The sequence below is a fragment of the Undibacterium sp. Ren11W genome, assembly GCF_049340485.1.
Classification (GTDB): domain Bacteria; phylum Pseudomonadota; class Gammaproteobacteria; order Burkholderiales; family Burkholderiaceae_D; genus Undibacterium.
On the sequence record NZ_JBMPPB010000010.1, the window covers coordinates 167293 to 188203 of the forward strand.

Consider the following 20911-nt stretch of genomic DNA (forward strand, 5'->3'; position numbering starts at 1 on the left):
AATAAATTTCACTAAGAAAAGTATGGATTTTTTTATTTTGGCAGTTGCTGCTTTCTTTGCTGGTCTGGTCGATGCGGTGGTGGGCGGCGGGGGTCTGATTCAAGTGCCAGCCTTGTTTTCGTTTATGCCGGGCACGGCACCTGCCACTTTACTTGGCACCAATAAATTCGCCAGTATCTGGGGCACTTCGGTGGCAGCGGTAAATTATCTTCGGGTAGTCAGCCTGCGTTGGTCCATGGTGTTACCTGCAGCGGCGATGGCTTTCCTGTTTTCGTTTGGTGGTGCGATCCTGGTGACGCATATCCCCCCGACTTATCTGCGTAAAGCCTTGCCATTAATCTTGCTGGCGATTGCTATCTACACTTTCAAAAAAAAGGAGTTAGGCGTAAGTCATACACCCCTATTCCAAGGTGACAAAGAAGTCGCAATGGCGATGTTGGCCGGTGGACTAATAGGATTCTATGATGGATTTTTTGGACCTGGCACTGGTAGTTTTTTCGTTTTTATTTTTGTGCGCTTGTTCGGTTTTGATTTTTTGCGCGCATCGGCAGTAGCCAAGGTATTGAATGTGGCTTGCAATGGTGCCGCCTTGTTGTGGTTTGGCTTTAGTGGTCATGTGATTTGGCAACTTGGCTTGGCGATGGCGGTGTGTGGCGTGCTCGGTTCTGTTACCGGCAGCCGTCTTGCGATCAAGCATGGCAGTGGGTTTGTGCGCAAGATGTTCTTGCTTGTTGTTGCTTGCCTGATAATTAAAACAAGCTTTGATGCCTTTTTTAAATAGGCATTGTTTCACGTGAAACAGGAAATTTTATCCTTGCTAAATCGGAAAAATCTGCTGTTCCACGTGAAACAAACGTTCTAAACTATTTTCTTGTCGGGGATTGGTCCTGAAAAACCTTTATAATCTCCACCTTCCAGAGCAATCCTTGAGTAAAAGTAATCCATGTTTTATCCAAAAGAATTTGATGTAATCGTTGTTGGTGGTGGTCATGCAGGTACCGAGGCTGCCTTGGCTGCCGCGCGCATGGGTCAAAAAACCCTCTTGCTTACCCATAATATCGAGACCCTGGGGCAGATGTCTTGTAACCCCTCGATAGGTGGAATTGGTAAAGGCCATCTGGTCAAAGAGGTTGATGCCATGGGTGGTGCGATGGCGATTGCCACCGATGAGGCCGGTATTCAATTCCGCATTTTGAATTCCTCAAAAGGCCCAGCTGTACGCGCCACACGCGCACAAGCCGACCGGATTTTATATAAACAGGCGATTCGTAGTCGTTTGGAAAATCAAGAAAATCTGTGGATATTTCAGCAGGCAGTAGATGATTTGATGGTGGAGGGTGATAGAGTTGTTGGTGCTGTCACTCAGGTTGGGGTGCGTTTCCGCGCCAGATCTGTGGTGCTTACAGCCGGAACTTTCCTTGATGGGAAAATTCATGTTGGTTTGAATAGCTATGCGGCTGGCCGTGCCGGCGATCCGCCTGCGATCTCCTTGTCGTCCAGACTCAAAGAGCTCGCCTTGCCGCAAGGTCGCTTGAAGACAGGTACACCACCGCGTATCGATGGTCGTAGCATTGATTTTTCTGTCATGCAGGAGCAGGCGGGGGATCTTAATCCTATCCCTGTGTTTTCTGTAATGGGCAATGTAGGTATGCATCCGCGCCAATTGCCATGCTGGATTACGCATACCAATGAACGCACGCATGACATCATTCGTGCCGGTCTTGATCGCAGTCCTATGTACACGGGCGTGATCGAAGGGGTGGGGCCACGTTACTGCCCGTCTATCGAGGATAAAATCCATCGCTTCTCCGGTAAGGATTCGCACCAGATATTTTTGGAGCCAGAAGGCCTGACTACCAATGAATACTATCCGAATGGTATCTCGACCAGCTTGCCTTTCGATGTGCAGTTGGATTTAGTCCGCTCTATGCGCGGCATGGAAAATGCGTATATCTTGCGTCCTGGCTATGCAATTGAGTATGACTACTTTGATCCGCGTGGTTTAAAGACGTCGTTGGAAACACGTCAAATCAAGGGTCTATTTTTCGCTGGGCAAATTAATGGCACTACCGGGTACGAAGAGGCTGCTGCACAAGGGATGCTGGCAGGTCTAAATGCCGCCTTGCAAACGCAGGAGCGGGATGCTTGGGTGCCGCGCCGCGATGAGGCTTATCTTGGTGTGTTAGTTGATGACCTTACGAGTAAAGGCGTGCAAGAGCCGTATCGCATGTTTACCAGTCGAGCCGAATATAGACTCAGCCTGCGTGAAGATAATGCCGATATGCGCCTGACCGAAATTGGCCGTCAACTCGGTTGCGTCAGCGATGCGCAGTGGGCCATGTTTGAAATCAAGCGTGAAGCTGTTTCACGTGAAATGGAAAGACTCAAGTCAACGTGGGTCAGTCCGCGTCTGGTCGAAGATGCCGAAGCCGAGCGGGTAGTTGGCAAGGCTTTGGAGCGCGAATATTCCCTGGCGGATTTACTGAGGCGTCCGCAAGTCACTTACGATAGCTTGATGAGTTTGTCCGGTAAAGAAGGCCAGACTCTGGCAGGCCCCGGTGTCGCAGAAGATGCAGTGAAAGAGCAGGTCGAGATACAAGTTAAATATTCTGGCTATATAGAACGTCAGGCCAAAGAGGTTGAGCGCCAACTGTATTTCGAAAACCTGAAAATGCCGGAGGATTTTGATTACCTTGAGGTAAATAGCCTATCGGTGGAGGTTAAACAAAAATTGAATAAGTTTAGGCCTGAAACCTTGGGGCAGTGCGGCCGGGTTTCTGGCGTAACGCCAGCGGCGATTTCCCTTTTACTGGTGCATCTGAAAAAACGCGGTTTTCAGCAGTTTGCCAAAGTTGAGATAATTCCAGCGGTTATAGAAAATGAAGGTGACTTAGCATGAGTGTATTTAATACTGCTGAATTGAGCACGATGTTACACGACGGTGTTAAATTACTCCCGCTTGCTTTGAGTGATGAACAAATGGCAAAAATGATTGCCTATTTAGCATTGTTGCACAAATGGAATTCTGTTTATAATTTAACATCTGTGCGCGATCCTAAGGAAATGGTCAAGCAACATCTGCTCGATTCACTTTCTGCCGCACATGCTTTTAAGCACGCGGAGAATATTTTGGATGTGGGGTCAGGTGGTGGTTTGCCAGGTATGATCTTGGCAATTTGCTATCCAGGCAAACGCATTTCCATGATCGATACCGTGAATAAAAAGACCGCCTTCCTGAATCAAGCCAAAGCTGAGTTGGGATTGAAGAATGTCACGGTGTACACGGGCCGGGTAGAAGCCTTGCAAGTAGTAGAAAAATTTGATGTGATTACTTCGCGTGCCTTTTCTGAACTGTGTAATTTCATTAACTGGTCGGGCCATCTGTTAGCAGATGGCGGTCAATTTTTCGCGATGAAGGGCGTCAATCCGAATGAAGAAATTGAGCGCATGCCAAACGGCTGGGAAGTCAGTTCGATAGAAGTACTGACAGTACCGGGTTTGGCCGTAGAGCGGCATATGATCTACATCAAAAAGGCTTAAGTGAAATCCCGTTTAATGTTGAACACCAAACAAGCAAAAACACCAACCAACACGCACCATTTACTTAGAGCAAAATGACAAAAATATTTTGTGTTGCAAATCAAAAAGGTGGCGTCGGCAAAACCACGACCACGGTCAATCTGGCAGCGGGTCTGGCCAAGCTCGACCAAAGGGTGCTGTTAGTTGATCTCGATCCGCAAGGCAATGCCACCATGGGTGCGGGAATTAATAAGGCTAAACTGACCAGTTCTATATACGAGGTCTTGCTGGGGATGGCGGACGTGAAAACCGCAAGGCAGCGCTCAGAAGTGGGTAAGTTTGACGTCTTGCCCGCCAATCGCGAACTCGCCGGTGCCGAGGTAGAGATGGTCGCCTTAGAAAACAGAGACAAGCGTCTGCGCGACGCCTTAAAAGAAGTGAGCGCAGACTATGACTTTATTTTGATCGATTGTCCACCAGCCTTATCGATGCTGACCCTGAACGGCCTGTGTGCTGCGCATGGTGTGATTATTCCTATGCAGTGTGAATATTACGCGCTCGAGGGTCTGTCGGATCTTTCAAATACCATCAAAAAAGTAGCGGTCAATCTGAATCCGGATCTGAAAATCGTTGGCTTATTGCGTGTTATGTTTGATCCGCGCATGACACTGTCGCAACAGGTCTCTGATCAATTAGAGCAACATTTCGGCGACAAGGTGTTCGCCACGGTAATACCGCGCAATGTGCGTTTAGCCGAAGCGCCTTCGTATGGCATGCCGGGTGTGGTGTTTGATCCCTCCTCGAAAGGCGCGCAAGCCTATATTGCCTTTGGTGCCGAGATGCTCGAAAGAATTAAACTATTGGATGCAAAATAATGGCAACAAAAAAACAAAAAGGCTTAGGCCGTGGGTTGGAAGCGCTATTTGATGGTGCCGGTGATTTCGCCGAGGCGGTAGCAACCGTGGCGGGAGCACCGACCAGTCTGCACGTCAGTTTGATGCAGGCCGGCAAGTATCAGCCTCGTACCCGCATGGATGAAGGCGCGCTGACTGAGTTAGCCGCATCTATCAAGGCACAGGGCTTGATGCAACCTATCCTGGTGCGGCCTATTGGGCAAACCAATGGTGTTACCCGTTACGAGATCATCGCAGGTGAGAGGCGCTACCGGGCCTCGCAGATGGCTGGCCTTGAAGACGTGCCTGTACTGGTGAAAGATGTAGACGATCAAGCGGCAGCGGCCATGGCCTTGATCGAAAACATACAACGTGAAGACCTGAATCCTTTAGAAGAGGCGCAAGGCATACATCGCTTGATTTCTGATTTTGCATTTACCCATGAGCAAGCGGCGAATGCCGTTGGTAGATCGCGCAGTGCTGTGTCTAACTTACTGCGCTTATTGAATCTGGCAAAACCGGTACAAACCATGCTGATGGCAGGTGATATAGACATGGGGCATGCGCGTGCCTTATTGGCTACTGATGCTGCGACGCAAATTCAATTGGCGAATGAAGTTGTGGCCAAGCGCATGTCAGTACGCGAGGCCGAAAAATTGGTCCAACGTACCACCGCAGAATTGAATACCCCCGCCAAGACCCGCGATAAACCGGAAAAATCCCGAGATATTACGCGTCTGGAGGAGGAGTTGTCGGATATGCTGGCGACCCAGGTCACACTCAAAATGGGCACTAAGGGACGCGGACAAATGCTAATTGACTTCGCTGACTTAGATTCACTCGATGGGGTTATTTTAAAAATCCGCGGGCACTAAGCAAGGGCAATATGAAGATACTGCTATTACCGGGCTTATATAACTCGGGTCCGGCGCATTGGCAGAGTCTTTGGGAGTCCTCACTGCCCAATGTAAGTCGCGTGCAGCAAGAAAATTGGGATCAGCCAAACTGCCAGGATTGGTTAGCCAGTCTTGAGCAGCAGCTTTGTGATACTGATGAGCCCGTGATCATCGTCGCGCATAGTCTGGGATGTGCCTTGCTGGCGCATTGGGCGCAGAGCAGTTTGTTGATAAGTGCAGACCAGGACAAAGTTAGAGGGGCTTTACTAGTTGCACCACCCGATGTCGCAAGAGCAGAATTTCCCGCTCCAAGTTTTTCGCCTATGCCAACTACACGCATGCCGTTTCCTAGCAAGGTAATTGCTTCCGACAACGATCCGTGGTGTGAACTAGGCTTGGCTCAGCTCTGGGCGCAGGCCTGGGGTGCTGAATTTCACTGTATTGGTGCGCAGGGTCATATCAATGGCGAATCTGGTTTAGCCGCCTGGGCGCAGGGCCAGCAATGGCTGGCAGAGATAATGCAGAAGCCTAAAACTCTGACGATTTGCACCAGATAAGTACATGTCTCATTTTGATGCAGCACATCAAACGTTTGACGATGGTGGGAACAAGCACGTATAATTCCGTGGTTTTGGTTGGCCTGCGTTTATTCTTCGGTTGGAAATATGACGGCAAACGCAAGCAGTTCAATAGCCAAGGCTAAAATTTAAGAAATGAATAGTGAGGAAATCGCATGGCGCGTTTAGTTCTGTTGCAATTAGCAGCAGCTTTGGTCGTCGCCCTGATCGCTGGTTTGCTTGCTGGTTCTGCGGCTGGAATTTCAGCCTTGTTTGGCGGACTTTGTTGTGCAGTCCCTAATTCCTTGTTTGCTTTGCGCTTAAATTCCAGCGCGAAAAAACCGGGAGGCGCCAACCCGATGAGTTTTTTTATCGGTGAATTTATAAAAATTGGGTCAACAATCGCATTAATGATCGCGGTTGTTTGGTTGTATCACGATTTGCATTGGGTAGCGTTTATCGCTGGGATCGTCGTGATATTGAAAAGTTATTTCATTTTACTATTTAGACACTAATTATGAGCGCAACTGAGCACGCAGCACCCACAGCGTCAGAATATATATCCCATCATCTGGGACATTTATCTAATTCGCACGAACAACAAGTCGCCCTGGTGGATATGTCCATCCTCAATTACGATACACTGTTTTGGTCTATCGCTTGTGGCGTCATCGGTAGTTTATTGATGTATATGGCCGCGCGTAAAGCGAGTGCTGGCGTACCAGGTCGTTTCCAGTCGGCAGTTGAAATGCTGGTTGAAATGGTTGATAACCAGGCTAAAAGCATTGTTCACGGTAATACCAGTTTCATCGCGCCTATGGCCTTAACCGTTTTTGTCTGGGTAGCGTTGATGAACTCACTGGATTTTTTACCGGTCGATTTGTTCTCGCAATGGATTTTTCCTGCTTTAGGAATAGATTCTGGTATTCATCATCGTGTTGTTCCTACTGCTGATTTGAATGGCACTCTTGGTATTTCAGTCGGTATTTTCGCCTTGATGATGTACTACAGCGTGAAAATCAAAGGTGCTGGCGGATTCGTAAAAGAATTATTCTCTGCACCATTCGGTCCTATGATGTTCCCAGCCAATCTGGCATTGAATCTGGTGGAATACGCAGCGAAAACCTTCTCTTTGGGTATGCGACTTTTCGGTAACATGTTCGCCGGTGAGTTGTTGTTCTTGCTGATCGCCTTATTGGGTTCTACGGCAACAGTATTCGGCGGTATTGGTCATTTGTTTGCTGGTTCTATATGGGCAATTTTCCATATTTTGATCGTGTTCTTGCAAGCATTTATTTTCATGATGTTGACACTGGTATACATGGGTCAAGCTCACGAAGCGCATTAATTTAGTAATAAAGTTTTGTTGGAATTTGTTTTGGGTTTTTGTTTTTTTAATTTTTTAATTTTTAATCTTTGAAGGAATTGTTATGACTAACGTCGCTATGGTTGCATTGGCTTGTGGTTTGATCATCGGTTTGGGCGCTTTGGGTGCATGTATCGGTATCGCTCTGATGGGTGGTAAATATCTGGAAGCATCAGCACGTCAACCAGAATTGATGGAAAAATTGCAAGGTAAAATGTTGTTGTTGGCTGGTTTGATCGATGCTGCTTTCATTATCGGTGTTGGTATCGCTATGTTCTTCGCAACTGCAAATCCATTCAAAGGCTAATTAGCTTTCCTTTTTCTACCGTAAGCAAGTCTGCTTACGGAACGATAATTTCTAGAGGAAAACTACTGTGAACCTTAATCAAACTATGTGGTACCAGGCTGGGGTGTTTTTCATCCTGGCACTCTTCACGATGAAATTCGTGTGGCCACCGTTGATTGGTGCGATCGATGCTCGTAGGCAAAAAATTGCCGACGGCTTGGCTGCTGCTGATCAAGGTCAGGCAAAGATGCAAGATGCTGAAAAACGTGTACAAGCCCAATTGGCTGGTGCTCGTGAAGAAGGTCTGACGCATGTTGCCAATGCTGAAAAGCGCGCGCAATTGATATTAGAAGAAGCCAAGAATGTTGCCAATGCAGAAGCTGCGCGTATCATCGCTGCCGCTAAAGCAGAAGCTGACAATCAAGTCACCAAAGCACGCGAAGAATTGCGCGACCAGGTTGCCGTATTGGCAGTCAAAGGCGCAGAGCAAATTCTCAAGCGTGAGGTTAACGCATCTGCTCACGCAGATATGTTGAGCCAATTGAAGACTGAGCTGTAATCATGGCTGAACTCGCAACGATCGCTCGTCCTTACGCCGAAGCCTTGTTCCGTGTTGCCAAATCTGGCAACCTATCCGCTTGGTCGGATTTGGTTGCCGAGATGGCGCAAGTCGCGGCGCATCCCGATGTACTAGCTCTTGCACACAATCCAAAAGTCACAGCGGCGAAAACTGCTGAGGCTTTCTTGTCCGTGTTGAAGTCCCCAGTGACTGATGAAGCCAAAAACTTCGTCACTACGCTCACTGATTATGGTCGCTTAACTTTACTACCAGAAATCGCCAGTCAATTTCATGCTCTGAAAAACGCCGAAGCAGGCGCTGCAGATGCAAAAATTACTAGCGCATTTGAAATGACGGCAGAGCAGATTAGCGATTTGACGACTACGCTGGAAAAGAAATTTGGCCGCAAGCTGCACTCGACCGTGAAAGTGGACGCCGCCCTGATCGGTGGTGTGCATATCGTGGTTGGTGATCAAGTACTGGATACTTCCGTGCGTGCCAAGCTGCAAAGAATGCACGTCGCTTTGACCGCGTAAATAGCGGACGTAAGTACTGAATTAATTTTAGGAGTTAGTATGCAACTCAATCCATCAGAAATCAGCGAATTGATCAAGAGCCGGATCCAAGGCCTTGGCGATAACGCTGAGATTCGTAATCAAGGTACGGTTATTTCCGTTACCGACGGTATCTGCCGCATTCACGGTCTGTCTGACGCGATGCAAGGTGAGATGCTGGAATTTCCAGGCAATACATTTGGTCTGGCATTGAACTTGGAACGTGATTCCGTTGGCGCCGTTATTTTGGGTGACTACGAGCACATTTCCGAAGGCGATACCGTTAAATGTACCGGTCGTATTCTGGAAGTGCCTATTGGCCCAGAACTGCGCGGCCGTGTTGTTAATGCACTGGGTCAGCCTATCGACGGTAAAGGTCCTATCAATGCTAAATTGACGACACCTATCGAAAAAATCGCACCGGGCGTTATTGCCCGTCAATCAGTTTCCGAACCTCTGCAAACTGGTTTGAAGTCGATTGATGCGATGGTTCCGGTTGGCCGTGGTCAACGTGAATTGATCATTGGCGATCGTCAAACTGGTAAGACTGCGGTAGCGATTGATGCCGTGATCAACCAAAAAGGTCAAAACGTTACTTGTATCTATGTAGCGATTGGTCAAAAAGCGTCTTCCGTTAAAAACGTAGTGCGTGCTTTAGAAGCGCACGGCGCAATGGAATACACGATCGTAGTTGCCGCTACTGCAGCTGAATCGGCTGCAATGCAATATGTTTCTGCATACGCTGGTTGCGCAATGGGCGAATACTTCCGTGATCGTGGTGAAGATGCCCTGATCATTTATGATGATTTGTCCAAGCAAGCTGTTGCTTATCGTCAGTTGTCCCTGTTGCTGCGCCGTCCACCAGGTCGCGAAGCTTATCCAGGTGACGTGTTCTACCTCCACTCCCGTTTGTTAGAGCGCGCGGCACGCGTGAACCCTGAGTACGTTGAGAAATTCACCAACGGTGCGGTTAAAGGTAAAACAGGTTCATTGACAGCATTGCCTATCATTGAAACTCAAGCAGGTGACGTTTCCGCTTTCGTTCCAACCAACGTAATTTCGATTACTGACGGTCAGATCTTCTTGGAAACATCCTTGTTCAATGCTGGTATCCGTCCTGCGATTAACGCCGGTATTTCGGTATCTCGCGTTGGTGGTGCTGCTCAGACTAAGGTCATTAAAAACCTGTCCGGTGGTATCCGTACCGATTTGGCTCAGTATCGTGAATTGGCTGCGTTTGCGCAGTTCGCTTCGGATCTGGATGCGGCAACACGTAAGCAGTTGGATCGTGGTGCACGCGTTACAGAACTGTTGAAACAAGCTCAGTACGCTCCATTGTCGATTTCCCTGATGGCAGTTACTTTGTTCTCAGCGAACAAGGGTTTCTTGGATGATGTACCTGTCACGAAGGTTTTGGCTTTCGAAGCTGGCATACATAATTTCATGAAAACTAGTCATGCTGCTTTGCTGCAAAAGATAGAAGAAACCAAGCAACTGGATAAAGATGGCGAAGCTGCCATGTCTGCCGCTATTGCTGATTTCAAAAAATCCGGCGCCTATTAATTTACTATAGCTAGAAGGAGTCAATACTCATGGCTGTAGGTAAAGAGATACGTGGCAAGATCAAAAGCGTAGAAAATACGAAGAAGATCACTAAAGCGATGGAAATGGTCGCTGCTTCCAAAATGCGTAAAGCGCAAGACCGGATGCGTGCGGCTCGCCCGTATAGTGAAAAAATTCGTACTATCACTGCTAACTTGGCACAGGCAAACCCAGAGTACTCGCATCCTTTCATGGTTCAGCAAACTCAGTCCAAGAAAATTGGACTGATACTTGTTACAACTGACAAGGGTTTGTGTGGTGGCTTGAATACCAACGTATTGCGTTTGGTCACCAACAAACTGCGCGAACTTGATGGGTCGGGCGCTACATTTGAAGCGGTCGCAATTGGTAATAAAGGTTTAGGTTTCCTGAATCGGATGGGTGCACGAGTCGTGGGGCACGCGGTGCAACTCGGCGATACTCCCCATCTGGATAAGTTGATTGGTCCAGTGAAGGTTATGCTGGACGCCTATCAGGAAGGCAAACTTGATGCAGTCTACGTTTGCTACAACAAGTTTGTTAACACCATGAAGCAACAGCCAGTGATGGAGCAGTTATTGCCCCTGCAGGCTGATCAGCTCGAAGTAAGTAAGTCTTCCCATTCATGGGATTACATCTACGAGCCAGATGCGAAAACGGTGATTGACGAATTGTTGGTACGTTATGTTGAGGCTCTGATTTATCAGGCTGTTGCTGAAAACATGGCATCTGAACAGTCGGCACGTATGGTGGCGATGAAATCAGCTAGCGATAACGCAGTCAGCGTAATTGGTGAGTTGAAGTTGATTTACAACAAAACACGCCAAGCTGCAATTACCAAAGAGCTTTCCGAGATCGTCGCCGGCGCGGCAGCGGTCTAAACTGAATTTAATTTATTGAAGGAACGAACATGGCTGATGGCAAAATCGTTCAGTGTATCGGCGCTGTTGTGGACGTTGAATTTCCACGCGACGCGATGCCTAAGATCTACGACGCCTTGAAAATGGAAGGCTCAGACCTGACTCTGGAAGTTCAGCAGCAATTGGGCGATGGTATCGTCCGTTGCATCGCGCTGGGTACTTCCGACGGTCTGCGTCGCGGCATGATCATGACCAACACTGGTAAGCCAATTATGGTGCCTACCGGTAAAGCAACACTGGGTCGTATCATGGACGTATTGGGTAACCCGATTGATGAATGTGGACCGGTTAGCCGTGAAACTACAGCATCAATCCACCGTAAGGCTCCTGCGTACGACGAATTGTCGCCATCGCAAGAGCTGTTGGAAACAGGTATCAAGGTTATTGACTTGGTTTGCCCGTTTGCAAAAGGTGGTAAAGTTGGTTTGTTCGGTGGTGCCGGTGTTGGTAAAACGGTTAACATGATGGAGCTGATCAACAACATCGCTAAAGCACACAGCGGCTTGTCCGTGTTTGCTGGTGTTGGTGAGCGTACTCGTGAAGGTAATGACTTCTACCACGAAATGGCTGACGCTAAAGTAGTCGATCTGGAAAATCCAGAAAACTCCAAAGTTGCCATGGTTTACGGTCAGATGAATGAACCACCAGGTAACCGTCTGCGCGTTGCTCTGACTGGTTTGACTATCGCTGAAGGTTTCCGTGACGAAGGTAAAGACGTGTTGTTCTTCGTCGATAACATCTACCGTTACACTTTGGCTGGTACTGAAGTTTCTGCCTTGTTGGGTCGTATGCCTTCCGCTGTGGGTTACCAACCGACTTTGGCTGAAGAAATGGGTCGCTTGCAAGAGCGTATTACTTCGACCAAAACAGGTTCGATCACTTCAATTCAAGCCGTGTATGTTCCAGCGGATGATTTGACTGATCCATCCCCAGCGACTACTTTCGCCCATTTGGATTCTACAGTTGTTCTGTCACGTGACATCGCCTCTCTGGGTATCTACCCAGCGGTTGATCCACTCGATTCGACTTCACGTCAATTGGATCCACAAGTGGTTGGCCTCGAGCATTACGAAACTGCCCGCGCTGTACAAGGTATCTTGCAGCGTTACAAAGAATTGCGCGACATTATCGCGATTCTGGGTATGGACGAATTGGCTCCTGAAGACAAGCAATTGGTTGCTCGTGCTCGTAAGATGCAGCGTTTCTTGTCCCAGCCTTTCCACGTTGCTGAAGTATTTACCGGTGCACCAGGTAAATACGTTTCACTGAAAGACACGATCAAGGGCTTCAAGATGATCGCTTCCGGTGAACTCGATCACTTGCCAGAACAAGCGTTCTACATGGTAGGTACTATCGACGAAGCAATCGAAAAAGCGAAGAAAATGGCTGCCTAATTTGATATGGCTTCTGCGGACGATCGTGGTCGTTTGCAGAAGTAATCAAATACCAAGCAGTGCATTTTTTGAACCTTTGACGAATCAGAAAGTTTGAATATGGCACATACTATTCACGTTAACGTGGTTTCTGCAGAAGAGTTGATCTTCTCCGGTGAAGCTGAGTTCGTGGCGTTGCCGGGTGAAGCTGGTGAGTTGGGTATCTACCCAAAACACACTCCGCTGATCACGCGCATCAAGCCGGGCGCAGTACGCATCAAGGTTCCAGGCCAGGCGGAAGATGAATTCGTATTCGTCGCCGGTGGTTTGCTTGAAGTGCAACCTGATACCGTCACAGTTCTGGCAGATACGGCAATACGCGGTAAAGATCTGGATGAAGCTAAAGCGGCTAATGCTAAGAAATTGGCAGAAGAATCTTTAGTTAATCGCGAAGCTAAATTTGACTATGCGAAAGCACAAGCCGAATTGAGTATCGCGGTCGCGCAACTAGCGGCAATTCAGCGCTTACGTAATAAGTAAGCCTCAATTCTGCCTAGGCATACGCCGAGTTGGAAATATTAGCATTAGAAAAAGAGGCAGCTTAGGCTGCCTTTTTTTCTATGATTTTTCTATAATGATCTATGACTGGGGAAAGTATGACGCATGTTGACATACCAAAGTTGCTGAAAAATGCAAAAACTATCGCAGTCTTTGGTTTATCTGCGAAGCCGCATCGTGCCAGTTATGAGGTCGCTAGCTATCTGCAGCAAAATGGCTACCGCATCTTACCGATTAACCCTAATGAAGCCGGCAATCTGATTCTTAGTGAATTTTGCTATGGCAGCCTTCCTGAGGCCGCCAAAGCCAGTGGCTTAGCCATAGACATTGTTGTGTGTTTCCGTAAGTCGGCGGATATCCCCGAGATCCTTGAGCAAGCTATCGTGGTCAATGCAGCTTGTTTATGGATGCAATTAGATATATGCAATGAGGCCTGTGCCAACCGCGCCGAGCATGAAGGTATGCTCGTGGTCATGGACAAGTGTCTTAAAATTGAACATGCAAGGTGTCAGGCAAGCGCTGCACATATTCCCCATATTTGATAGACGAGAGATCTTTATGGCCAACCACATCGGTGAAAAATTTCGTGCACCTGCTCATTTGCAATTGAAAGATAGCGATGCAGCCCTGCGCACAATAGCTTCACAGAATGAAAACAAGGCTGAGGCCAAGGCAGCCGATAAACTCAGCACGCTGGCGTTAGCTGAAAAAATTTCGGAATACCAAAACATTCTGTATGGTCAAAAGCAGCATAAGGTGCTGATTATTCTGCAAGGCATGGATACTTCGGGTAAAGACGGCACGATACGCGGCGTGTTTGGGCAGATTAATCCGCTGGGCGCGCATACGGTAGCATTTGCAGCTCCGAATAATCTTGAGTTAGCGCACGATTACCTATGGCGAGTTCATCAAAAAATTCCGGCCAAAGGTGAGCTGGTGATCTTTAATCGAAGCCATTACGAAGATGTTTTGATTACCCAGGTGCGTGGCTGGATAGATCAGGCCGAGTGCCAGCGCCGCCTTGCACATATACGTGATTTTGAGCGTATGTTGAGCGAGACTGGCACCGTCATTTTGAAATTTTTTCTGCACATTTCCAAGGCAGAACAAAAACAAAGGCTAGAGGAGCGCTTGTCCGATTCGGATAAAAATTGGAAATTCGATCCAAATGATCTGGTTGACCGCGAGCATTGGGACGAATTTCAGAGCGCTTACTCGGAGGTTGTAATGGCGACTGATAGTCATCACGCACCCTGGTACATCATTCCAGCCGATTCTAAGACACAAAGAAATTTAGCAATCGCTCATATCGTGACGGAAAAACTGGAGAGTATGAAATTAGCCTATCCCCCTGCTAATCCAGCGCTTAGCAAGATCAAAGTGATTTAACGGAGCTAGCTTGTCCTATCTGGCGGCAACTTCAGTCAAAATTTCATGAATTTCGCTGTTTCTCATTTTTTAAGTGAATTGAGCGTAAATGTCGTCTCAAAAAACTTACTTATGCACAAAAAGCTTAGCTGTTCTCTTCTTACCTAAGATTCGTGCATATAGAAATAAAAATGAATTAAATCAAATGCTTATAAATTTTCATGGAATTTTTCTGGAAATTATTCCTGTTAGAAATAATTTCCCAGGATTATATCCACAAAGTTATCCACAGTTTCTTATGGTTAATTTTTGTCGGGAAACCCGCCAAATTGCGCCAGATCAGATACCAGGCTTGTCTGCATAGGCGATAATAGTGCCTTGTCGTCGTACTTAATGAATATCACCGTGTTTTTGAAAGTCACTTATGTCCACCCGCTTTGCTCCGCTCAAAAATGATACCTTCCTACGCGCTTTGTTACGTCAGGAAACCGATTACACCCCTTTGTGGCTAATGCGCCAGGCGGGTCGTTATTTGCCGGAATATAAAGCAACGCGTAAAGGTGCGGGTTCTTTCATGAGTTTGGCGAAAAACCCTGATTTTGCGACCGAGGTCACGATACAACCCTTGGATCGTTTTGCACTGGATGCCGCAATCTTATTTTCCGATATTCTGACAGTGCCAGACGCCATGGGCCTGGGCTTGTATTTTGAAGAAGGCGAAGGACCAAAATTTGAACGTCCATTAAAGACCGAAGCCGAGGTGTTGGCACTAAAGGTACCGGAAGAAGGTAGTCTGCAATATGTGTTTGATGCAGTCACCCAGATTCGTACTACGCTCAATGGCCGTGTTCCGTTGATCGGTTTTGCCGGCAGCCCATGGACTTTGGCTTGTTATATGGTAGAGGGGCAGGGCTCGCGTGAGTTTCATGCAGTCAAGACCATGATGTACAAGCGGCCTGATCTGATGGAGCACATCCTGCGCACCAATGCCGAAGCGGTAGCTGCCTACTTAAATTCGCAGATCGATGCCGGAGCACAAGCTGTGATGATTTTTGATAGTTGGGGTGGGGCCTTGGCCGATGGCGCTTATCAGCGCTTCTCGCTACGCTATATGCAGGACGTGGTAAATAAATTGCAGCGCGAAAAAGACGGTAAGCGCATCCCTGTGATCGTCTTCACCAAAGGCGGTGGCTTGTGGTTAGAGCAGATCGCCGATATCGGTGCCGACGCTCTAGGCTTGGATTGGATGGTTAATCTTGCTCAAGCACGCGCCAGAGTCGGCGATAAGGTTGCTTTGCAAGGCAATCTCGATCCAGCCGTCTTATTTGCTGATCCAGCCCAGATTCGTGAGCAAGTTACTGCGGCTTTGCAATCATATGGAACACCAAGTGCCGGACACGGTCATGTGTTTAATTTAGGTCATGGAATTTCTCAATTTACCTCGCCCGATGCGGTCAGCGTGATGGTTGATACGGTGCACGAAGTGAGTCGTAAAATGCGCCAGAATGCAGCATAAGTTGCACCATTAAGTGATCAATAAATCGCGTGCTAAAGCTTGAACTAAGGCATCTCCCCAGCCAGCCCCGTAGATTCGTCATGTTGCTATGCACAACGCAGCAGCCATGCGGATCTCAAGGCAGAATGGCTGGGAAAGTGAATGAATTAGCCATATCAAATTTGCTGCATTTTGGCATCGTTTTTGTTACTTATGCACAAATTTGGGGAAACAAAAATATACCCGAAAATTTATTTTCAGTATTTTAGTTTGATTTGCAAGTCATTGTTTTTAAACGAACTTTTTTTTGCTTTTAGATTGAGCATTCTGTTGAGACCCGCATAAAACCTAGCATAAAGGGGTGTCAATAGATAGTTCTCCACAAAGTTATCCACAGAATATGTGGATATGTCAAAAAGCCCTTATAAAACCGATAGTTAGCTCACTTCTTCAAGGTCTACATTAAGTTCGTGGAACATTGCATACTCAAAGTCGCACTTGACACGCCACTAGATCGCTTTTTTGACTACCGCTGGCCGACATCTGCTGTGGCAAATGCAGACGGCGAGTTCGTGACGCCGGCTCTGCCGCAAATTGGGCAACTGGTGCTACTGCCGTTTGGACGACAGCAGCTGATGGGCTTGATAATCGCGATCAGTGATCATACCGACGTGCCCGCGGCTAAATTGAAAGATGCACTGGAATTACGCAGCCAATTGCCTAGTTTGAGTGAAGAGTGGATAGCGCTGTGCCGTTTCGCTGCGGATTACTATCAAAGGCCCTTAGGTGAAGTTGCTTTGCCGGCCTTGCCACGCAATTTACGGGTAGGCAAAGCCACTACCCTGGAACGCAATCTTAAAAAACTCGCGAAACTAGCGCCCGCACTCGATGCCAATCCGAATCCAGAACCAGCACTCAATCCATCCCAGAAAGCGGCAGTTGAAGCGATTGCTGGTGTGACAGGTTTCGCACCTTGTCTGTTGTATGGGGTTACTGGCAGCGGTAAGACCGAAGTCTACTTGCAATCGGCGGCAAGAATATTGGCGCAGACTGAGCAGGCTCAGGTACTCATTTTGGTGCCAGAAATCAATCTAACTCCCCAGCTGGAAAACAATATACGCAAGCGGTTTTCTGGCATACAGATCGCCACCTTGCACAGCGGCATGGCGGAAGGCGAGCGGCTGCAACATTGGCTGGCAGCACATCTGGGGCAAGCGCGCATCATACTCGGTACCCGTCTGGCGATACTTGCCTCGCTGCCACATCTGAAAATGATAGTGATCGATGAGGAACACGATCCTTCTTATAAGCAACAAGAAGGTCTGCGTTATTCAGCACGTGATCTGGCAGTCTGGCGCGCCCATCAGCTGGCGATTCCCGTGGTACTAGGCTCAGCCACCCCTTCACTAGAGAGTTGGCAGCACGCCAAAGTAGGGCGCTACCGCAAACTCGAGTTACGCGATCGGGCCGTCAAGGATGCAGTTTTGCCGGTGGTTAGACTCATCAATCAAGAGCACGAAAAACCCAAAGATGGTTTAACCACGCCACTTATCAATGCGATATGGCGACGTCTTGAGAAAGGTGAGCAGTCACTTCTGTTTCTCAATCGGCGCGGTTATTCGCCCGTGATCGCCTGTGATGCCTGTGGTTGGATTAGCGACTGCGCGCGCTGCACTGCGCATCTGGTGATGCATAAACTAGAAAATAAGCTGCGCTGCCACCATTGTGGTTACGAGCAACGGATACCGCGTCATTGCCCCACTTGTGGCAATATTGATCTGCAACCTCTGGGGCGCGGCACCCAAAGATTGGAAGAGGGTCTGAAATTAATCTTCCCTGAGGCCAGGGTATTTCGTATTGATGCCGATTCCACCCGCTTAAAAGGCAGTGCCGCCGCCGCTTTCGATACCGTGCATAAGGGCGAGGTGGACATCCTGATCGGCACCCAAATGGTTGCCAAAGGACACGATTTTAAAAACCTGACCTTGGTCGCTGCCCTCAATCCCGACAGCGCCCTGTTCTCACAAGATTACCGCGCCAGTGAAAGGTTGTTCGCACAATTGATGCAGGTGGCAGGCCGCGCCGGCCGCGCCGCGCAAAAGGAGGGCGGTAACATCAGCGAAGTACTGATACAGACCCGTTATCCCGATCATCCTTTGTACCACGCCTTGATGGCACACGATTATGATCGCTTCGCCAATGATTTGCTGGACGAGCGCCAACATGCCTGCATGCCGCCGTTTATGTATCAGGCACTATTGCGGGCCGAAGCCAAAGAGCTGCAAAGCGCCCTCGATTTCTTGCATCAGGCCGCCAACTGTTGTGCTCATGTAGGCATCACTATCCATGAGCCGATACCGATGAGCATGACTAGAGTGGCGAATGTGGATAGAGCGCAATTATTGGTAGAGTCGGTCTCGCGCCCGGCCTTACAGGCTTTTTTGAAGGAGTGGATAGCGACTCTACGCGGCTTGAAGAGTCGCCTCAAATGGGGCGTAGAAATAGACCCCGTGGATATTTAAAATACCGCAGCCCGCTGACTCAACTTCCATGTACCTGTTGCAAAACCGGATAGAAGGCGCGGCAAAAAATTTCCGATTTGCCGGGCAGGCGATGGTCGCCGCCAGCCAAACTTCGCTTGCTTGGCCAGGTGTCCGGTTTGATTTAAGCCCAAAACTCCTGCGCTGAGGCTAGATTAAGGCTACATCAAGTATCGATTGCCAATACTTGATATTTGTTGCTAGCAAAAATTGATACCAATCCCCTAGACTGGCGCTGCCTAATTGGCAATGCGTACAGAACAAGATCTTGCTTGAATGTACGCTTTCGGACTTACTCTTACTCTAGGAATAAATTTTATGTTGAAACTCAAAGCTAGCCTGACACTGACCGCGCTGTGTGCCGTATTGTCCGGCTGCTACGTGGTGCCGATACAATCGTATTCTAATGGCAATAACAGTCTGAACTCCCAAAATGCCGCAGCCATCGCTGTGCTGCCGCCGTTACCGCGCCCTGTATACACCGCACGTCTGTACCCGGTCAACGAAGCAGCGGCGGCGCTGGGGCGTATCACTGGCACCATCAGCAATCCCGAGCGCGGTCATGGTGAATTTAGTTTCACTGCAGGCAGCGAAAGTTTCGTCGGTGAAGCCACCCGTGAACCAGGTTCATCCAAAGGGCATGCCAATGCCAGCGGCAATCGCGGCGGTTTTGTAAAATGCGATTACGCCATGAGCAGCAGTTCTCTGGGCACCGGTAGCTGCCTGTTCTCTGGCGGAGCACGTTACGATATGCACGTTTCTCTTTAAAATCGGCCCAGGCTGGCGCTATTTGCGTCAGCCTGGAGATTACAGTATCGAAGGCGCTACATTCGGCTTTGCCTAGGCTGAAGAGTGCGGTTTGGCAGCAAGCTTAGTATAAGGAAATACCATGCCCCATCTGACCATAGAGTATAGCGATCAACTTACGGGCTTTGATGCCGCCGCCGCATTACTAAAATTCAATCGTGTCTTGGTCGCCTCAGGCGAATTTGAAGAATTAGACATCAAAAGCCGTGCCATCGCCTTTTCCAGCTATCTGATTGGTACCCAGACTCATGGGCGCGCTTTCGTGCACGTCAAACTTGCTTTATTAAGCGGCCGCAGCGCTGTCATCAAACAGCAGCTTTCTGAACAATTATTGCAGGCATTACAGCAGGCCAGTGCTTGGCCGCCAGCCATCCAAGTGCAATTGTGTGTTGAGCTGATCGAAATAGAGCCTGCCTTTTACTGCAAAATTGCCATCACGAACTAGTTTCTATTTTCGCATTGATGCCAGTCGATTTGGCTAGGATGCATTTTTATTATTGTAAAATACATCAAGTTTTTACCTCCTTGTGCGGATTAAGCTCGTCTAGCGCGAGATTGCGCGCTCCCGCCTTAGCTCAAACTTCCATTTTTTGGACCTCATCATGACATCACACGCAGCATGCACTAGCTACAGCCGCCCACTCAGTTTACTGACTTTGGCCAGCAGCCTTTGGCTGACCGGCTGTGGTGGTGGCGCCGACGATATCATCAAGAAATTAGGTGAAGTCACTAGCTGCAGCGCCAAAGACTGCAAGGACTCTAGCAGCTTGCGTACTGAAGATATACGCGCTAACTATTTGATTACCCAAGACGCAGGTACGGTCAGGGTCGAAGCCAGTTTCAGCCAAAGTGCGAATCAGGCGCTTGTTGTGTCCCTAAATGGTAACGACCATCTCAGCGCCAACATCGCCAGTCTGAGCAGCGCCTTGAGTGATACCGATGGTCTTGGTACAAAATACGCCGCCAATTTATCAGATGCCACGCCACAGCCCAGCGTTAGCGTGAGTTTTTTTCGCGGCAATGACGCCTATGTCAGTAGTGTAAGCATGCCTAAGCAATTTACCATCGTCTCTCCTAACGAGCCGATCGCACTCGGGCGTTCGACAGGAAAATTGTATGTGCAACTCGATGTCGTGAGTGATGCGGTGATCTCGGCCAGCACCAAGATGCGCTGTCAGCGTGCCGATGCTAGTTTGTTCGAAGCCACTGCGGCGCTCATCTCTGTGTATGACGCCAGCGCTCCGGGCGGTGCCGCGTATCGCATCGACACCCTGGATTTGGATCAGGCTCTGAATCAGGCTAGCAAAGCACTCGACGCGAATTTATCATTAGTGCGCAGCTGTGATCTGGAGCTGATCTGGACTCTGAGTCAAGGCGGCCAGACCTCTACCGCGATGTCCAAGAACAGCAGCATCAGCGCGCAGCGCAGTGCAAGCCATTTGCTGCAGTACGACGCAAGAAATTAGGGCCGGACTTTGGACGATTATGCGAGTGCATAGATTGCGCGGAATCGGGATACTTCCAGAAAGTTGCCGCGCTCGCTTCTGATCCGCACAGCCTCACCTCACGAAGCCGCGCATCGGTCTTAAAATCATTGAACTTTTCACATGGCTTTTTGTCACAGCACACTATTGCTGAA

The 20911-nt window shown here is 48.6% G+C and carries 23 protein-coding genes; all 23 read left to right on the top strand.

The window, feature by feature from the left end; all coding sequences use genetic code 11:
* The first annotated feature begins 22 nt into the window (after window positions 1–22).
* The 23 genes from ACO0K8_RS19475 (at window position 23) to ACO0K8_RS19585 (ending at window position 20738) form a co-directional block, all read left to right on the top strand.
* Window positions 23–781: a TSUP family transporter gene (locus ACO0K8_RS19475; protein WP_422948312.1), complete on the top strand. Its 759-nt coding sequence runs from the start codon at window positions 23–25 to the stop codon at window positions 779–781.
* A 162-nt stretch (window positions 782–943) separates the two neighbouring features.
* Window positions 944–2899, top strand: coding sequence for a tRNA uridine-5-carboxymethylaminomethyl(34) synthesis enzyme MnmG (mnmG, locus tag ACO0K8_RS19480; RefSeq protein ID WP_422948313.1), 1956 nt, complete (start codon window positions 944–946; stop codon window positions 2897–2899).
* Window positions 2896–3540, top strand: coding sequence for a 16S rRNA (guanine(527)-N(7))-methyltransferase RsmG (gene rsmG, locus ACO0K8_RS19485; protein ID WP_422948314.1), 645 nt, complete (start codon window positions 2896–2898; stop codon window positions 3538–3540). The genes mnmG and rsmG overlap by 4 nt, the downstream gene beginning before the upstream one ends.
* A gap of 74 nt (window positions 3541–3614) precedes the next feature.
* Window positions 3615–4394, top strand: a complete 780-nt coding sequence (locus tag ACO0K8_RS19490; protein ID WP_422948315.1) for a ParA family protein — start codon at window positions 3615–3617, stop codon at window positions 4392–4394.
* Window positions 4394–5287, top strand: a complete 894-nt coding sequence (locus tag ACO0K8_RS19495; protein WP_422948316.1) for a ParB/RepB/Spo0J family partition protein — start codon at window positions 4394–4396, stop codon at window positions 5285–5287. The genes ACO0K8_RS19490 and ACO0K8_RS19495 overlap by 1 nt, the downstream gene beginning before the upstream one ends.
* A gap of 11 nt (window positions 5288–5298) precedes the next feature.
* Entirely contained in the window at window positions 5299–5865 is a 567-nt protein-coding gene (locus tag ACO0K8_RS19500) for an RBBP9/YdeN family alpha/beta hydrolase (RefSeq protein WP_422948317.1), read from the top strand.
* Between the two features lie 176 nt (window positions 5866–6041).
* On the top strand, window positions 6042–6380 hold the full coding sequence (locus ACO0K8_RS19505; protein ID WP_422948318.1) for an ATP synthase subunit I: 339 nt from the start codon (window positions 6042–6044) through the stop codon (window positions 6378–6380).
* 2 nt (window positions 6381–6382) lie between these two features.
* Window positions 6383–7213 (top strand): F0F1 ATP synthase subunit A, encoded by an 831-nt coding sequence (gene atpB / locus ACO0K8_RS19510; RefSeq protein WP_422948319.1) that lies wholly within the window; start codon window positions 6383–6385, stop codon window positions 7211–7213.
* A gap of 82 nt (window positions 7214–7295) precedes the next feature.
* Window positions 7296–7538 carry a F0F1 ATP synthase subunit C gene (gene atpE, locus ACO0K8_RS19515; RefSeq protein ID WP_126127497.1) on the top strand — a complete coding sequence of 81 codons (243 nt, stop codon included), beginning with the start codon at window positions 7296–7298 and terminating at the stop codon, window positions 7536–7538.
* A gap of 67 nt (window positions 7539–7605) precedes the next feature.
* Complete coding sequence (locus ACO0K8_RS19520; protein ID WP_126127496.1) at window positions 7606–8076, top strand: F0F1 ATP synthase subunit B; 471 nt, start codon at window positions 7606–7608, stop codon at window positions 8074–8076.
* A gap of 2 nt (window positions 8077–8078) precedes the next feature.
* Window positions 8079–8612: a F0F1 ATP synthase subunit delta gene (locus ACO0K8_RS19525; protein WP_422948320.1), complete on the top strand. Its 534-nt coding sequence runs from the start codon at window positions 8079–8081 to the stop codon at window positions 8610–8612.
* A gap of 39 nt (window positions 8613–8651) precedes the next feature.
* On the top strand, window positions 8652–10193 hold the full coding sequence (gene atpA, locus ACO0K8_RS19530; RefSeq protein WP_422948321.1) for a F0F1 ATP synthase subunit alpha: 1542 nt from the start codon (window positions 8652–8654) through the stop codon (window positions 10191–10193).
* Window positions 10194–10222: 29 nt separating this feature from the next.
* Window positions 10223–11092, top strand: coding sequence for a F0F1 ATP synthase subunit gamma (atpG, locus tag ACO0K8_RS19535; protein WP_422948322.1), 870 nt, complete (start codon window positions 10223–10225; stop codon window positions 11090–11092).
* A gap of 29 nt (window positions 11093–11121) precedes the next feature.
* The gene (atpD, locus tag ACO0K8_RS19540) at window positions 11122–12525 is read left to right on the top strand and encodes a F0F1 ATP synthase subunit beta (protein WP_295759231.1); all 1404 of its coding nucleotides are present in this window, start codon (window positions 11122–11124) and stop codon (window positions 12523–12525) included.
* 99 nt (window positions 12526–12624) lie between these two features.
* The gene (locus tag ACO0K8_RS19545; protein WP_422948323.1) at window positions 12625–13044 is read left to right on the top strand and encodes a F0F1 ATP synthase subunit epsilon; all 420 of its coding nucleotides are present in this window, start codon (window positions 12625–12627) and stop codon (window positions 13042–13044) included.
* 116 nt (window positions 13045–13160) lie between these two features.
* Window positions 13161–13604, top strand: a complete 444-nt coding sequence (locus ACO0K8_RS19550; protein ID WP_422948324.1) for a CoA-binding protein — start codon at window positions 13161–13163, stop codon at window positions 13602–13604.
* Between the two features lie 16 nt (window positions 13605–13620).
* On the top strand, window positions 13621–14451 hold the full coding sequence (locus ACO0K8_RS19555) for a PPK2 family polyphosphate kinase (protein WP_422948325.1): 831 nt from the start codon (window positions 13621–13623) through the stop codon (window positions 14449–14451).
* A gap of 88 nt (window positions 14452–14539) precedes the next feature.
* Complete coding sequence (locus ACO0K8_RS19560; RefSeq protein WP_422948326.1) at window positions 14540–14794, top strand: hypothetical protein; 255 nt, start codon at window positions 14540–14542, stop codon at window positions 14792–14794.
* Window positions 14795–14854: 60 nt separating this feature from the next.
* Window positions 14855–15946: a uroporphyrinogen decarboxylase gene (hemE, locus tag ACO0K8_RS19565; RefSeq protein WP_422948327.1), complete on the top strand. Its 1092-nt coding sequence runs from the start codon at window positions 14855–14857 to the stop codon at window positions 15944–15946.
* A 449-nt stretch (window positions 15947–16395) separates the two neighbouring features.
* Window positions 16396–18447, top strand: coding sequence for a primosomal protein N' (locus ACO0K8_RS19570; RefSeq protein ID WP_422948328.1), 2052 nt, complete (start codon window positions 16396–16398; stop codon window positions 18445–18447).
* 336 nt (window positions 18448–18783) lie between these two features.
* Window positions 18784–19233, top strand: coding sequence for a hypothetical protein (locus ACO0K8_RS19575; RefSeq protein ID WP_422948329.1), 450 nt, complete (start codon window positions 18784–18786; stop codon window positions 19231–19233).
* A 121-nt stretch (window positions 19234–19354) separates the two neighbouring features.
* On the top strand, window positions 19355–19717 hold the full coding sequence (locus ACO0K8_RS19580; RefSeq protein WP_422948330.1) for a 5-carboxymethyl-2-hydroxymuconate Delta-isomerase: 363 nt from the start codon (window positions 19355–19357) through the stop codon (window positions 19715–19717).
* A gap of 157 nt (window positions 19718–19874) precedes the next feature.
* Complete coding sequence (locus ACO0K8_RS19585; protein ID WP_422948331.1) at window positions 19875–20738, top strand: hypothetical protein; 864 nt, start codon at window positions 19875–19877, stop codon at window positions 20736–20738.
* The last annotated feature ends 173 nt before the right edge of the window (window positions 20739–20911 follow it).

Coding starts and splice junctions, on each gene's coding strand:
- ACO0K8_RS19580 (WP_422948330.1), top strand. CDS start 19,355: ATGCCCCATCTGACCATAGAGTATAGCGATCAACTTACGGGCTTTGAT.
- atpD (WP_295759231.1), top strand. CDS start 11,122: ATGGCTGATGGCAAAATCGTTCAGTGTATCGGCGCTGTTGTGGACGTT.
- hemE (WP_422948327.1), top strand. CDS start 14,855: ATGTCCACCCGCTTTGCTCCGCTCAAAAATGATACCTTCCTACGCGCT.
- ACO0K8_RS19560 (WP_422948326.1), top strand. CDS start 14,540: ATGTCGTCTCAAAAAACTTACTTATGCACAAAAAGCTTAGCTGTTCTC.
- ACO0K8_RS19585 (WP_422948331.1), top strand. CDS start 19,875: ATGACATCACACGCAGCATGCACTAGCTACAGCCGCCCACTCAGTTTA.
- atpA (WP_422948321.1), top strand. CDS start 8,652: ATGCAACTCAATCCATCAGAAATCAGCGAATTGATCAAGAGCCGGATC.
- ACO0K8_RS19495 (WP_422948316.1), top strand. CDS start 4,394: ATGGCAACAAAAAAACAAAAAGGCTTAGGCCGTGGGTTGGAAGCGCTA.
- atpE (WP_126127497.1), top strand. CDS start 7,296: ATGACTAACGTCGCTATGGTTGCATTGGCTTGTGGTTTGATCATCGGT.
- ACO0K8_RS19575 (WP_422948329.1), top strand. CDS start 18,784: ATGTTGAAACTCAAAGCTAGCCTGACACTGACCGCGCTGTGTGCCGTA.
- ACO0K8_RS19550 (WP_422948324.1), top strand. CDS start 13,161: ATGACGCATGTTGACATACCAAAGTTGCTGAAAAATGCAAAAACTATC.
- ACO0K8_RS19525 (WP_422948320.1), top strand. CDS start 8,079: ATGGCTGAACTCGCAACGATCGCTCGTCCTTACGCCGAAGCCTTGTTC.
- rsmG (WP_422948314.1), top strand. CDS start 2,896: ATGAGTGTATTTAATACTGCTGAATTGAGCACGATGTTACACGACGGT.
- mnmG (WP_422948313.1), top strand. CDS start 944: ATGTTTTATCCAAAAGAATTTGATGTAATCGTTGTTGGTGGTGGTCAT.
- atpB (WP_422948319.1), top strand. CDS start 6,383: ATGAGCGCAACTGAGCACGCAGCACCCACAGCGTCAGAATATATATCC.
- ACO0K8_RS19490 (WP_422948315.1), top strand. CDS start 3,615: ATGACAAAAATATTTTGTGTTGCAAATCAAAAAGGTGGCGTCGGCAAA.
- ACO0K8_RS19475 (WP_422948312.1), top strand. CDS start 23: ATGGATTTTTTTATTTTGGCAGTTGCTGCTTTCTTTGCTGGTCTGGTC.
- atpG (WP_422948322.1), top strand. CDS start 10,223: ATGGCTGTAGGTAAAGAGATACGTGGCAAGATCAAAAGCGTAGAAAAT.
- ACO0K8_RS19500 (WP_422948317.1), top strand. CDS start 5,299: ATGAAGATACTGCTATTACCGGGCTTATATAACTCGGGTCCGGCGCAT.
- ACO0K8_RS19545 (WP_422948323.1), top strand. CDS start 12,625: ATGGCACATACTATTCACGTTAACGTGGTTTCTGCAGAAGAGTTGATC.
- ACO0K8_RS19555 (WP_422948325.1), top strand. CDS start 13,621: ATGGCCAACCACATCGGTGAAAAATTTCGTGCACCTGCTCATTTGCAA.
- ACO0K8_RS19505 (WP_422948318.1), top strand. CDS start 6,042: ATGGCGCGTTTAGTTCTGTTGCAATTAGCAGCAGCTTTGGTCGTCGCC.